The following is a 13785-nucleotide window of genomic DNA, read 5'->3' on the forward strand; positions in this document are numbered from 1 at the left end:
CTCACCGGTGGGTGCCGGTCAGGGCTTCCAGACCAGGTCCGCCGGGTCGACGGTGCTGTCGATGGAGCCCTGCTCCTCCATGAGGTCCTGGATCTCGCCGATGGACTCCAGGTTGATCTCCGGGTCGAAGTTCGACGGGAGGATCTGCGCCTGGGCCTGCTCCTCGGTCAGCTCCAGGTTCTCCACGAGCGTGGCCTTCGCCTCGTCCTCGTGGTCCTTCGTGTAGAGGATCGCCTCCTCCATGGCGGCCGCGAAGCCCTCGGCGACCTCGGCGTTCTCCTCCAGGTAGGAGGCGGTGGCGGCGTAGCAGTAGATGGTCCCGCCGGGGAACAGGTCCGAGCTGGGGTTGGCCAGCGTCACGGCGCCGGCCTCGACGGCCTGCTCGACGTACGGCGAGGTGATCACCGCGGCGTCGACCCGGCCGTCGGCGAGCGCCTGGGGCATCTGCGGGAACGGCAGGGCGACGTACTCGGTGCCGGTCGCACCGGCGTCCTCGATGAGCTTCTTCGCACCGATGAGGTTGATGCTGGCGAGCTGGACGACGGCCACGCTCTTGCCCTCGAGGTCGTCGAGGGAGTCGATGCCGCTGTCCTTCGCCGCGACCAGGGCGCTGGAGTCGCGGTCCGGGCTGACCTGCCCGTCGATCGCGGACACGCACTTGATCGCGGTGCCCTCGCGGTTGGCGTTGATCAGCACCGGCGTGGTGACGAAGCCGAACTGGGCCTGGTCGGCGACGAGCGAGGCGACGACCGGGATCGGCGAGGCGGCCCGCTCGAGGTTCACCTTGATGCCGCGCTCCTCGAACATGCCCTTCTCCATCGCCAGGAACAGCACGGCGTTGGGGCTGAACGGGACGATGTTGACGGTGACCTCGGTCAGCTCGCCGTCGCTGCCACCCCCGGACGCCGTGGAGTCGCCGTCGTCGCTGCCGCAAGCGGCAGCCATGGCCACGACCGCGGCCAGCGCGGTGACCTTCAGACCTGTACGCACTCAGTCCTCCGTTGGGTGTCGTGCGGACGCCGTGGGCTGCGGCCAGAGGTTCCGGGACTGCTGCCACGGACAGCTCGTCGATGAGCTCCCGCGTGGTGACGCGCCGAGCGAGACGCAGCTCACACACTATGGCGCAGATTTCGCCCGTGTCCACGCATGTGGACGAATCGACGATAGAATTCCGCAGAGAAGAACGATGAGGCCTGAAGATGGCGGATCAGGCCGGGACGCGGAGGCGCTCCTCGATCACCGCCGCCCCGCGCAGCACCGCCGGCGCCAGGGCGGCGATCCCTTCCCGGCTGCTCACCCGGCTGGTCGGGGCGACCACGCCGAGCCCGGCCAGCGGCTGCCCCACGGTGTCCCGCAGGGCCACGGCGACGGCGCAGATGCCGTCGGTGCTCTCCTCCCAGTTCAGCGCGTAGCCCCGGACGCGGATGTCGGCCAGCTCCTCGTGCAGCAGCCCGAAGTCGGTGATGGCTGCGGCGGTGGCCCCGGAGGGCAGGTCCCCGCCCGGGTAGCGGCGGCCCAGCTCCGCCTCGGAGAGGCTGGCCAGGATCGCCTTGCCCACGGCCGAGGCGTGCGCCGGCCGGACCACCCCGGTCCGGTTGCCGACGCGCACCGAGCGCTGGCTCTCCGCGCAGTCGAGGAACCGCACGGTCGTGCCCTCGAGCACCGCGAGGCTGACGGTCTCCTCGGTCTCCGCGCGGATCTGCTCCAGCACCGGCCGGGCGACCTGGCGGATGTCGATCCGGCTCACGGCGGCCAGCGCGATCTCGTAGAGCGCGGGCCCCGAGCGGTAGGCGCCGTTGGGGCGGTCCTGCAGCACGAAGCCCCGGCGGCGGAGCGCGGTGAGCAGCCGGTGCGCGGTCGAGCGCGCCACCCCCAGCAGCTCGGCGGCCTCGGCGACGCGGAGCACCTGGTGCTCGCCGATGAGCTGGAGGAGGAGCAGGGCCCGGTCCACGGACGTGCCGGCCGGCTCGGCAGGGGACGTCCCGTCGTCCGCGGCGGTCGACGGCGGGGTGGTCGGTGAGGAGTAATTCTGCACCGCGAAATGGTAGGCCGTTCGACGTCCGAGCGGTGGCCGTGGCGGCTGACTCCTGTAGCGCCGGGCGGACGATCTGCGCCGATCATTCCGTGGTGCGAAACGAACAGGTGACCCGGACCGGTCGGCTGTTGTAGCGTGCGGAACGTCCGCGTCGGTGAGCTGGATCACGTGCCCAGGTCGGGCTGACGTGCCACCGGGCGCGGGCCCGGCTCGTGTCGAGCGGCTCGCCCCTGGGTGCGCTCGGCCACCGGTGCCGGACGTGGAGCGCCACCCGCCCGTCTCTCCCCGAGGAGCAACCCGTATGAGCACCGACCCCGCCACCCCCCGGACCGGCGGCCAGCAGGGCTACCTCCGGATCGCGACCGAGGAGGCGTTCGCCACCCAGGACCTGTTCGACGCCTGGGCCCGGACGATGGACAGCCCCGACGTCGACCCCGGGTTCGCCGGGCTGGCGGGCTTCTACACGACCAGCCAGGCCGAGCGGCCGCGGGCGATCAAGCGGCGGCTGCTCGACATCGGCGAGCAGCGGATCGCCGACATGGACGCCGCCGGCATCGACCGGGCGCTGCTGCTGCTGACCGCGCCGGGTGTGCAGTGGCTGGACCGGGCCGAGGGCGTGGCGCTGGCCGCCGGGGCCAACGACGAGCTCGCCGACGCCTGCCGCCGGTTCCCCGACCGCTTCAGCGGCCTGGCCGCGGTGGCTCCGCAGGACCCCGCGGCCGCCGCCGACGAGCTGCGCCGGGGCGTGACCCAGCTCGGCCTGCACGGCGGGGTCATCAACGGCCACACCCAGGGCCGGTACCTCTCCGAGCCGGAGTTCTGGCCGATCTTCGAGGCCGCCGAGGACCTCGACGTCCCGATCTACATCCACCCGACCGGTCTCCCGAAGACGATGCTGCCGCCGTTCCAGGAGGCCGGGCTCGACGGCGCGATCTACGGCTTCGCCGTCGACACCGGGCTGCACCTGCTCCGGATCATGACCGCCGGGGTCTTCGACCGGTTCCCGCGGCTGAAGATCGTCGTCGGCCACGCGGGGGAGGGGCTGCCGTTCTGGCTGTTCCGGCTGGACCACATGCACGCCGCGACCGTCCGAGCGCAGCGGTACGAGTCGATGAAGCCGACCCAGCGCACCATCAGCGAGTACATGCGGGAGAACGTCTACGTCACCACCAGCGGGATGGCGTGGGGCCCGGCAGTGCAGTTCTGCCAGCAGGTGCTCGGGGCCGACCGCGTCATGTACGCGATGGACTACCCGTACGAGTACGAGGTCGAGGAGGTCCTCACCTACGACCGGCTCGACGTCGACGACGAGACCAAGCGGATGCTCTTCCAGACCAACGCCGAGCGGGTCTTCGGCCTGCCCGTCGCCGCGCGGGCGTGACCCGGACCCCGGCGGCCCGGTGACCGGCGGGCAGGTCCGGTCCCAGGTCGTCGTCGTGGGCGGCGGGCCGGTGGGGACGGGGCTGGCCATCGGGCTCGGCCAGCTGGGCGTCCGCTGCGCCGTGGTGGAGCGCCGGGCCGAGCCGCAGCCCGTGCCCAAGGGGCAGAACCTGACCCAGCGCACGATGGAGCTGATGCGCGCCTGGGGCGTGGAGGACCGCGTCCGTGCCGGCCGGACCATCCCGGTCGAGCACGGCTCGCGGGGCCTCACCGCCTACGGCACGCTGCTCGGGGAGCACACCCACGAGTGGTTGCGCCGCAGCGCCGTCCGCCGGTTCTACGCGACCGACAACGAGCGCCTCCCGCAGTACGCCACCGAGCGGGCGCTGCGCGAGCGGGTCGCCGAGCTGCCGGAGGTCGCGGTGCACCACGGCTGGCGGGTGGAGGACGTGCAGCAGGACGACGCCGGTGTCCGGGTCCGCGCCCGGGACGCCGCCGGTGAGGTGCTGGAGGTCGACGCCGAGTACGCGGTGGGCTGCGACGGCAGCCGCTCCGTGGTCCGCGAGGCGGCCGGCATCACCCAGCACGGGACCGACCACGAGCAGCTCATGGTCCTGCTGGTGTTCCGGTCCAGCCGGTTGGAGGACCTGGTCGCCCGCCACCCGGGCACGTCGTTCTTCAACGTCCTGCACCCCGACCTGGCGGGGTACTGGCAGTTCCTCGGCCGCGTCGACGCCGGCGGGACGTGGTTCTTCCACGCCCCGGTGGCGCCGGGCACCGACGACCGCTCGACGGACTTCCGGCCGTTGCTGTGGGCGGCGGTCGGGGCGGAGTTCGACGTCGACGTCGAGCACGTCGGCTTCTGGGACATGCGGTTCAGCCTCGCCGACCGGTACCGGCAGGGCCGCCTGCTCCTGGCCGGCGACGCGGCGCACAGCCACCCGCCCTACGGCGGCTACGGCATCAACACCGGGTTCGAGGACGCCGCGAACCTCGCCTGGAAGCTCGCCGGCACGCTGCAGGGCTGGGGTGGGCCGGGGCTGCTGGACTCCTACGACGCGGAACGCCGGCCGGTCTTCGCCTCGACCAGGGACGACTTCATCGCCCGCTCCATCGAGGTCGACGGGGAGTTCCTGGCCACCTACGACCCCGTCGCCGACCCGGCGGCCTTCGAGGCCGCGTGGGCGGCGCGCGCGCCGGCTGCTGCCGCCGAGGTCGCCACCTACGAGCCGCACTACGAGGGCTCGCCGGTCGTCGTCGGCGGCGGTCCGGGCCGTCCCGGTGCCCGCGGCCGGCACGAGGTGCGCGCCCGCCCGGGCCACCACCTGGCGCCGCAACCGGAGGGCACCGACGTCGACCTGTTCGACCAGCTGACCGGCGGTGGGTTCGTGCTGCTGCGCGCCGGGACGGCGGGCGGCGAGCTCGTGGCCGCGGCGGGGCGGGCGTCGGTCCCGCTGCGGGTGGTGGACGTCCCCGCCGAGGTCCGGGAGGCCTACGGTGCCGACCTCGTGCTCGTCCGCCCCGACCAGTTCGTCGCCTGGGTGGGGGACGCCTGCCCGGACGCCGACGCGGTCGTCGCCACCGCCACCGGCCGCGCCCGGTGCTGACCGGCAGTGCGGTGGCTCAGCCGGTCGGGCCGGCCGCGCCGGCCAGCCGGTCGACCTGCACCCGCAGCCCGGCCACCAGCGTCTCGAGGCTGAAGGACCAGGCGGCCTCGGGGTCGTCGGGCTCGTCGAGGTCGCGCAGGCCGTGGAAGCGGGGGAACCCCTCGCGCGGCAGCGCCTCGATCGCCGTCGCGGGCAGCGGGCCCCGGGTCGACATGCTCCGCTCCAGGCCCACCACCAGCGCGGTCAGGGCGGTCGCCTTCACCGCGTTGTAGGCGTCCAGGTCACCGAGGCCGGCGTCGGCGAACGCGCCGAGCGCGACCTCGAAGGACGCCGCGGCGCGCGGCCCCTGGACGGGGCGGCGCTGCAGGGCGGCGTAGGCCCCGGGGTGGGCGGCGGCGAGCGTCCCCATCGCGGTGAAGAAGGCGCGCACCCACTCCTCCCAGCCGACCGCGTCGGCCGGCAGCCCGGCCTCCTCCAGGAGGGTCTCCACGATGCCGTCGGTCACGGCGTCCCGGGTGGGCACGTGGTTGTACAGCGAGGTGACGTGGACGCCGAGCTCCGCGGCGATGCGCCGCAGGGTCACCGCGTCCAGCCCGTCCTGGTCGGCCATCGCGACGGCGGTGCGCAGGATCCGCTCGCGGGTGAGGGGCGGCACCGGCGCAGCGTATCCGCCGTTGACCGTACCTACAGTGTAGGTCCATGCTACCTACACTGTAGGTCACCCGCTGGGAGGAGAGCCCGTTGCTGACAGCCGACATGCTCCAGGAGAAGCTCGCCGAACTCGTCCACCGGCACGGCGTCCCGGGCGCCCAGCTCGCGGTCGTGGACGGCGACGAGATCACCGAGGTGGCGGCCGGGGTGCTCAGCCTGCGCACCGGCTGGCCCGCGACGCCGGACGCCCTGTTCCTGCCCGGCTCGATCGGGAAGCTCTACACCGCGACCCTGGTGATGATGCTGGTCGACGAGGGGCTGCTCGACCTGGACCTGCCGGTCCGCAGCTACCTGCCGGGCTTCGAGGTCCGGGACCCGCGGGCCCGCGACGTCGTCACCGCCCGCGACCTGCTCAGCCACACCAGCGGCTTCGACGGCGACCACTTCACCGACACCGGGCGGGGCGACGACGCCCTGGCGCGGTACGTCGACGGCTGCGCGGACCTCCCGCAGATCGCCGCCCCCGGCACGATCTGGAGCTACAGCAACAGCGGCTACTCGATCCTGGGCCGCATCGTGGAGGTGCTGCTGGGCACGACCTTCGAGGAGGCGCTGCGCGACCGGATCACCACCCCGCTGCGGCTGGCGCACACCGTCTCCTTCGCCGAGGAGGCGATCGTCCACCCGACGGCGGTGGGCCACGTCCCCGACCCCGAGGACCCGGCCCGCCTGGTGGTCAGCCCGACCTGGGCGCTGTGGCGGGCGTTCGGGCCGATGGGCAGCGCGGTGGTCTGCAGCGCCGGTGACGTGCTGCGGTTCGTCCGGCTGCACCTGGACGGCGGGGTGGCCCCCGACGGCGCCCGGCTGCTGGACGCCGGCCTCGCCGCGAGCATGCTCGAGCAGCAGGTGGCCCTGGTCGACGACTCGGTGCTCGGGCAGGCCTGGGGGCTGGGCTGGATCCTCGACCACTGGGGCGACGTCGCCGTCATCGGCCACGACGGCAACTCGATCGGGCAGAACGCCTTCATGCGGGTGGCCCCGCAGGAGCGCTTCGGCTTCTGCCTGCAGACCAACACCGAGAGCGCGCTGAACCTGTACCGCGAGCTCGCGGGCTGGCTGTTCGGCGAGCGCCTGGGCGTCGGCCCGCGACCGGACCCGGCGGCCCTGGACGACGAGGCGGTGGCCGACCCGGCGCGGTACACCGGCACCTACGAGCGGGAAGGCCTCACCTTCCAGGTCCGGGCGGACGACGACGGCCGGCTGCTGGCGACGGTGACCCCGACGCACGCGGTCGCCGAGAGCCAGGGCTGGCCGCCGATGGTCGACCTGCCGCTGCGGCCGGTGGCCCGGGACGACTCGTTCCTGCTGAAGCTGCCGGTCGCCGACGCGGACCTGCTGGCGGTCTTCTTCGACCCCGAGGACGCCGGGGGCCGGCCCAGCCACCTGCACTACGGCGCCCGGGCGCACCGGCGCATCGGCTGACGCAGGCCGGCCCGTCCCCGGCGGGCGGGCCGGCGCTCAGGCCTCCGCGGCCGGGACCTTCTTCGCGCGGCTGGGTTGCACGCGCATCGGCTCGCCGGGCATCTTGGGGTAGTCCGGCGGATAGGGCATCTCGCCCAGCCCGAGGTCGCGCTCCTGCTTGTCGGCCAGCTCGACCAGTGGGGTGATGTCGAAGGCGTGGTCGGCCAGCCCGGCGTGCTTGTCGCCCACCTCCCGGAACCGCGCCGGCATGGTGAGCACGTCGAAGTCGAACGGCGTGACGTCGGGCAGCTCGTCCCAGTCGAGCGGGGCGGAGACCGGCGCGTGGGGCTTCGCCCGGATGGAGTAGGCGCTGGCGATCGTCCGGTCCCTGGCCATCTGGTTGTAGTCGATGAAGATCTTCTCGCCGCGCTCCTCCTTCCACCAGTTCATCGTCACGCGGTCGGGGATGCGCCGCTCCAGCTCTCGGCCGAAGGCGATGACGGCGCGGCGGACCTCCGGGAAGGTCCAGCGCGGCTGGATGGGCACGTAGACGTGCACCCCGCGGCCGCCGGAGGTCTTCGGCCAGCCCTCCATGCCGAACTCGTGCAGCAGCTCGCGGACGTGCGGCGCGACCCAGACGGCGTCGGAGAAGTCGGTGCCGGGCTGGGGGTCGAGGTCGATCCGGATCTGGTCCGGGGACTCGACGTCGCCCTTGGAGACCGGCCACGGGTGGAACGTCAGCGTGCCCAGGTTCGCGCACCACGCGACGACGGCGACCGAGTCCGGCGCGATCTCGTCGGCCGTCCGCCCGCTGGGGAAGGTGATGTGCGCCGTCGGCACCCACTCGGGGGCGTTCTTGGGGACCCGCTTCTGGTAGAACGCGTCGCCGGTGTTGTCCATCCGGGTGGAGAGCCGGGCGCCCTCGAACACCCCGCCGGGCCAGCGCTCCAGCGTGGTCGGCCGGTCCCGCAGCGCGAAGAGGATGCCCTCGCCGACGGCGACGAAGTACTCGACGACGTCGATCTTCCGGATGCCCTTGTCCCCGAAGTACGGCTTCTCCGGGCTGCTCACCCGCACCTCGTGCCCGTCGACGTCCAGCACCACGGCGTCCTTGCTGCTGGCCATCTCGGGGCTCCTTCGGGTCAGGCCGGGCAGGTCAGCCCGTCTTGGGGTGCGGTCAGGTCGATCAGGTACGCGTTCACGGCCGCCGTCACGCAGTCGGTCTTGGGGTAGGCAGTGTGCCCGTAGCCCTGCCAGGTGAGCAGCACCCCGCTCACGAGGTCCTCGGCCATGTCCACCGCGCCGGGCAGCGGCGTCACCGGGTCGCCCTGCGTGCCGATCACCAGGATCGGCGCGCTGCCCTCGGCGTCCCGCTCGGGCAGCGGGGTGCGCGGGGCGTCCCAGGCGGAGCAGGTGTAGAGGCCCAGCGCGGCGTCGGCGCCGAACAGCGGGTACTTCGCGTTCCAGTCCGCGATCAGCCCGCTGACCTGCGCCCGGGTGAACTCCTCGTCGGTGTCCGCGCAGTTCACCGCCACGTTGGCGTCCACGACGTTGCTGTAGGTGCCGTCGTCGTTCCGGCCGGTGTAGGTGTCGGCCAGGGTGAGGATGCCGGCGGCGTCGCCGTTGCGGGCGTTGGTGAGCGACTGGGCCAGCTGCGGCCAGGCGGTGGGCTGGTAGAGGGCCGAGCGCACCGCGTTGAGCACCAGCCCGGGCGTCGCCTGGCGGGTCTCGCCCTGCCGGCTGCTCGGGATCGGGGTGGCGGCCGACTGGGCGAGCACGTCGTTGACGTAGGACCGCGGGTCCGGGCCCAGCGGGCAACCGCTGATCAGCCCGGTGCAGTTCTGCGCGAAGTTCTCGAACGCGGCCTCGAACCCCTGCGCCTGCGCCTCGGCCGACTCCTGCTGGCCGGCGTCGGGGTCGACGGCGCCGTCGAGCACGAGCGCCCGCACGTTCTCGGGGAACAGCTCGGCGTAGGTGGAGCCCAGCGTGGTGCCGTAGGAGTAGCCGAGGTAGGTCAGCTGCTCGTCGCCGAGGGCCTGCCGCACCAGGTCCATGTCCCGAGCGCTGTCGACGGTGTCGAAGGCACCCAGCGCCGCCTTGTACTTCTCCGCGCAGGCCTCGGCCACCTCGTCGACCCGCCCGAAGGAGGCCTCCAGGGCGGCCGCGTCGGTGGCGCGCGGGTCGGCGGCGAACAGCTCGTCCTTCTGCTCGTCGGAGATGCACTCCACCGGCGTGGACAGGCCGACCCCGCGCGGGTCGACGCCGACGATGTCGAAGCGCCCCAGCACGTCCGGCGGCAGGGTCAGCGCCGACTGGATCGCCGCGTCGGTGGCCGACTGGCCCGGGCCGCCGGGGTTGACCACCAGCGAGCCGATCCGGTTGGCCTGCCCGGCCAGCGTCGCCTTGACCAGGAACAGCTGCAGCGTGCCGCCGTCGGGGTCGTCGTAGCTCACCGGCACCGACGTCGTCCCGCACTCGAAGGAGAGGTCGCGGTCGGAACCGGGGCGCCCGGCGATGATCGGGTCGATGTCGGTGCTGCAGTCGTCCCACTCGATCGGCTCGGCCTCCGGAGCGGCCGAGCTGGCGGGGGCCGAGCTGCTGGACGCCGCCTCGTCGTCGTCGCCCGACGACGTGCAGCCGGCGAGGGCGAGGGCGAGGGCGAGGAGGGCGCTGGCGGAGGCGGCCAGACGGCGGTGCGCAGTCATGATCATCCAGAGTAGGTGGGTCGGCGGTGCGCGGCAGCCCGCGGGGGCGTGAGGAACGGCTCAGCCGAGTCGGGAACCCCACGGTCTCAGCCGCCGAGCACCTCCGCCAGGTCGTACCTCACCGGCACCTCCAGCTGGTCGTAGGTGCAGGACCGGGCGTCCCGGTCGGTGCGCCACCGCTGGAACTGGCCGGTGTGCCGCAGCCGGCTGCCCTCGAGCTGGTCGTAGCGGATCTCCACCACCAGCTCCGGGCGCAGCGGCACCCAGGAGAGGTCCTTGCCGGCGTTCCAGCGGCTGGTCGCCCCGGGCATCCGGTGCTCGCCGTCCTCACCGGTCTGCGCGTTGGCCCAGTCCTGCCAGGGGTGGCCGTCGAGGGCCTCGGCGCGGTACGGCGCCAGCTCCTCGACCAGCTCGGCCCGGCGCTTCATCGGGAAGGACGCCGCGACGCCGATGTGCTGCAGCGAGCCGGTGCCGTCGTAGAGCCCGAGCAGCAGCGAGCCGACGACCGGGCCGCTCTTGTGCCAGCGGAACCCGGCGACCACGCAGTCCGCCGTCCGGACGTGCTTGACCTTGGTCATCAGCCGCTGGTCGGGGGCGTAGGCCTGGTCGCCGCGCTTGGCGATGACGCCGTCCAGCCCGGCGCCCTCGAACTGGTCGAACCAGCGCCGGCCCACCTCGGCGTCCTCGGTGACCGTGGAGACGTACACCGGCGCCTGCACCCCGGCCAGCGCCTCGCGCAGCCGCGCCTGGCGTTCGGCGTAGGGGGTGTCCAGCAGCGACTCGTCGCCGAGGGCCAGCAGGTCGAAGGCGACGAAGGACGCCGGGGTCTCGGCGGCCAGCTTGGCCACCCGGGACGCCGCCGGGTGGATCCGCTGCAGCAGGAAACCGAAGTCCAGCCGGTCGCCGCGGGGGACGACGATCTCCCCGTCGACGACGCACCGCTCGGGCAGGTGGGCCCGGACCGCCTCGGCCACGTCGGGGAAGTAGCGGGTCAGCGGGCGCTCGTTGCGGCTGCCCAGCTCGACCTCGTCGCCGTCCCGGAAGACGATGCAGCGGAACCCGTCCCACTTGGGCTCGTAGAACCAGCCCTCGCCGGTGGGCAGCGCCGCGGCGGGCTTGGCGAGCATCGGCTTGACCGGGGGGTTCACGGGCAGGTCCATGGCCGTAGTCAAGCAGCCGGGCGGTCCCCGTGCTCGCCCTCGACGATCATGGAGCAGGAGCGGCGACACCCCGACGACTGCGGGCGGGTCGTCGTCCTCGCGCCATGATCGTCGGCGCGCGCGGCGGCTCTCAGGAGCGGAGCGCGTAGCGGGTGAAGAGGACGCTGTCCTCCTCGAGCAGCTGCGTCAGCTGCGCGGCGGCCGGGGTGGGCAGTCCGTGCGGCAGCAGGGCCGGGCCCCCGCCGACCAGCAGCGGGGCGATCGTCAGGTCCAGCTCGTCGACCAGCCCGGCGGCCAGCGCGGCCTGGAACAGCGCCGGCCCGCCCTCGCACAGCACCTGCTGGTGGCCGCGGTCGGCGAGCTCGTCGCACGCGGCGACCAGGTCGACCTCGTCGTCCCCGCACACCAGCACCTCCACCCCGGCGGCGCCGAGCGCTGCCCGGCGGTCGGCGTCGGACGCGCCGCAGGTCACCAGCAGCGTCGGGGTGACGGCGCCGGTGACGAGTTGGTGGTCCGGCGACAGCGACGCCCGCCGGGAGACCACGACCACCGGCATCGTCGCCGGCCGGTCCAGCACGGTGCGCAACCGCCCGACCTCCGAGTCGGCCAGCACCGGCCGGTACCCCTCGGCCGCCGCCGTCCCCGCGCCGACCAGGACGGCGTCGGCCAGCGCCCGCAGCACCCGGAACACCCGGCGGTCACCGGGGGAGCCGAGCCCGCCGCTGCGGCCCTCGACGCTGATCGCGCCGTCCAGCGAGGCGACGAAGTTGACCCGCAGGTGCCGGCCCGGCGCGACGCGGTAGGCGTCGGCCAGACCGGCGGGGTCCCGGGGGAGCGGGAGCACGGTCAGCGGGTGCTGACCACGGCGGCGCTCTCGGCCGGCAGGGTCACCGTCGCGCCGTCGAGCCGCGGTGCGTCGCCGGTGCTGAACAGCACCCCGGTGGCCGGCACGTCGAGGTCGATCTCGCGCGGCTGCTCGGCCAGGTTGGCCACCACCCGCAGCGAGCCGCGGTGCACGACCAGCCAGCGCTCGTCGTCGTCCCAGCTGACCGCGACCCCGGACAGGTCCGGGTCGACCAGCTCGGGCTGCGCGCGGCGCAGCGCGAGCAGCGCCCGGTGCACCGCGAGCACGTGCGCGTGCGGCTCGGTGGTGAGCTCCGACCAGTCCAGCTTGGACCGGGTGAAGGTCTCCGGGTCCTGCGGGTCGGGGACGACGTCGGCGTCCCAGCCGTGCTCGGCGAACTCACCGATGCGGCCCTCGGCGGTGGCCCGGCCGAGCTCGGGCTCCGGGTGGCTGGTGAAGAACTGCCACGGGGTGGACGCGCCCCACTCCTCGCCCATGAACAGCATCGGGGTGAACGGGCTGGTCAGCACCAGGGTCGCGCCGACGCCGAGCAGCCCGGGGGAGACGGACGCGGAGATCCGGTCGCCGACCGCGCGGTTGCCGATCTGGTCGTGGTCCTGCAGGTAGGCCAGGAACTTCCAGCCCGGCAGCGCGGCGGTGTCGACCGGCCGGCCGTGGTGCCGCTTGCGGAAGCTGGACCAGTCGCCGGCGTGGAAGTAGGCGCCGGTGAGCACCTTGGCCAGCCCGCCGAGGCCGGCCGCCTCGAAGTCGGCGTAGTAGCCCTGCCCCTCGCCGGTCAGCTGGGTGTGCAGCGAGTGGTGGAAGTCGTCGCTCCACTGCGCGTCCAGCCCGGTGCCGCCGGCCACCCGCGGGGTGACCAGCCGCGGGTCGTTGAGGTCGCTCTCGGCGATGAGCGTGAGCGGGCGGCCCTCGGCGACGGAGAGCTTCTCCACCTCCACGGCCATCTCCTCGAGCACGTGGGTGGCCCGCTCGTCGACGAGCGCGTGCACGGCGTCCAGCCGCAGGCCGTCGGCGTGCATGTCGCGCAGCCACATCAGCGCGTTGTCGATGATGTAGCGGCGCACCTCGTCGGAGTCCGGGCCGGAGAGGTTGACCGAGTTGCCCCAGGTGTTCGCCCCGCCCTCGGCGAAGACCGGGAAGAACTCCGGGAGGTAGTTCCCCGACGGGCCCAGGTGGTTGTAGACGACGTCCTGGATGACGCCGAGCCCGCGCTGGTGGCAGGCGTCGACGAAGCGCTGGTAGCCGGCCGGCCCACCGTAGGTCTCCTGCACCGCGTACCAGGCCACGCCGTCGTAGCCCCAGTTGTGCGTGCCGTTGAAGGCGTTGACCGGCAGCAGCTCGACGAAGTCGACGCCCAGGGAGACCAGGTGCTCCAGCCGGCCGATCGCGGCGTCGAAGGTGCCCTCGGGGGTGAACGTGCCGACGTGCAGCTCGTAGACGACGCCGCCGGCCAGCGGGCGCCCGGTCCACGCGCCGTCGCCCCAGCCGTGGGCGGCCGGGTCGAAGCGGCGGGACAACCCGTGCACGCCGTCGGGCTGCCGGCGGGAGCGCGGGTCCGGGCGCGGGGTCTCCGTGTCGTCGAGCAGGAAGCCGTAGTCGGCCTCGGCGGACGCCGGGACGGAGGCGCGCCACCAGCCGGCGTCGTCCCGCTGCATCTCGTGGACCTCGCCGTCGACCTGCAGGCGGACCCGCTCGGGCAGCGGCGCCCAGACGGAGAAGTCGACGGGCTCGGACATGCGGGGTCCTCCAGTGGCGTGGTGCGGTGCGCGGGTCCGCTGATCATGCCCGCGCACCCGCGGGTCAACCGTGCCGCGCCGCGAGGCCCGCACAGCCGGCCACGACCGGCGTCCACCCGGGGGATGACCTGCGTCTTCGGCGTTTCCGCCGCCAGGATGACCACAGCGGCACCTCGGCGCCGCTA

General features: G+C 73.7%; 11 protein-coding genes. 3 read left to right on the forward strand and 8 right to left on the reverse strand.

Annotation, left to right across the window (positions count from 1 at the left end; all coding sequences use genetic code 11):
- Nucleotides 1–18 precede the first annotated feature (18 nt).
- Together FHX36_RS01390 and FHX36_RS23740 are read right to left on the reverse strand one after the other, a co-directional pair.
- Nucleotides 19–990, reverse strand: coding sequence for an ABC transporter substrate-binding protein (locus tag FHX36_RS01390; RefSeq protein ID WP_110550551.1), 972 nt, complete (start codon nucleotides 988–990; stop codon nucleotides 19–21).
- Nucleotides 991–1207: 217 nt separating this feature from the next.
- Complete coding sequence (locus FHX36_RS23740) at nucleotides 1208–2035, reverse strand: IclR family transcriptional regulator (RefSeq protein ID WP_110550552.1); 828 nt, start codon at nucleotides 2033–2035, stop codon at nucleotides 1208–1210.
- Between the two features lie 301 nt (nucleotides 2036–2336).
- Here FHX36_RS23740 and FHX36_RS01400 point away from each other — a divergent pair, with 301 nt between their 5' ends.
- Nucleotides 2337–3416: an amidohydrolase family protein gene (locus FHX36_RS01400; RefSeq protein WP_110550553.1), complete on the forward strand. Its 1080-nt coding sequence runs from the start codon at nucleotides 2337–2339 to the stop codon at nucleotides 3414–3416.
- A 19-nt stretch (nucleotides 3417–3435) separates the two neighbouring features.
- On the forward strand, nucleotides 3436–5022 hold the full coding sequence (locus FHX36_RS01405) for an FAD-dependent monooxygenase (protein WP_110550554.1): 1587 nt from the start codon (nucleotides 3436–3438) through the stop codon (nucleotides 5020–5022).
- Between the two features lie 16 nt (nucleotides 5023–5038).
- Here the strand turns inward: FHX36_RS01405 and FHX36_RS01410 are convergent, their stop codons facing one another.
- Complete coding sequence (locus FHX36_RS01410; protein WP_110550555.1) at nucleotides 5039–5677, reverse strand: TetR/AcrR family transcriptional regulator; 639 nt, start codon at nucleotides 5675–5677, stop codon at nucleotides 5039–5041.
- A gap of 86 nt (nucleotides 5678–5763) precedes the next feature.
- On the opposite strand from FHX36_RS01410, the gene FHX36_RS01415 reads away from it, so the two are divergent.
- Nucleotides 5764–7155, forward strand: coding sequence for a serine hydrolase domain-containing protein (locus FHX36_RS01415; RefSeq protein ID WP_146251495.1), 1392 nt, complete (start codon nucleotides 5764–5766; stop codon nucleotides 7153–7155).
- Nucleotides 7156–7191: 36 nt separating this feature from the next.
- On the opposite strand, the gene FHX36_RS01420 is transcribed toward FHX36_RS01415, so the two are convergent.
- From FHX36_RS01420 to treZ, 5 genes are all read right to left on the reverse strand, one after another.
- Nucleotides 7192–8259 (reverse strand): DNA polymerase domain-containing protein, encoded by a 1068-nt coding sequence (locus FHX36_RS01420; protein ID WP_110550557.1) that lies wholly within the window; start codon nucleotides 8257–8259, stop codon nucleotides 7192–7194.
- 17 nt (nucleotides 8260–8276) lie between these two features.
- Entirely contained in the window at nucleotides 8277–9839 is a 1563-nt protein-coding gene (locus FHX36_RS01425; RefSeq protein ID WP_110550585.1) for an alpha/beta hydrolase, read from the reverse strand.
- 86 nt (nucleotides 9840–9925) lie between these two features.
- Nucleotides 9926–10999 (reverse strand): ATP-dependent DNA ligase, encoded by a 1074-nt coding sequence (locus tag FHX36_RS01430; protein WP_110550558.1) that lies wholly within the window; start codon nucleotides 10997–10999, stop codon nucleotides 9926–9928.
- 130 nt (nucleotides 11000–11129) lie between these two features.
- On the reverse strand, nucleotides 11130–11843 hold the full coding sequence (locus tag FHX36_RS01435; protein ID WP_258372562.1) for a dihydrofolate reductase family protein: 714 nt from the start codon (nucleotides 11841–11843) through the stop codon (nucleotides 11130–11132).
- Between the two features lie 2 nt (nucleotides 11844–11845).
- On the reverse strand, nucleotides 11846–13600 hold the full coding sequence (gene treZ, locus FHX36_RS01440) for a malto-oligosyltrehalose trehalohydrolase (protein WP_110550560.1): 1755 nt from the start codon (nucleotides 13598–13600) through the stop codon (nucleotides 11846–11848).
- Between the last annotated feature and the right edge of the window lie 185 nt (nucleotides 13601–13785).

The organism is Modestobacter versicolor (genome assembly GCF_014195485.1).
GTDB lineage: Bacteria > Actinomycetota > Actinomycetes > Mycobacteriales > Geodermatophilaceae > Modestobacter > Modestobacter versicolor.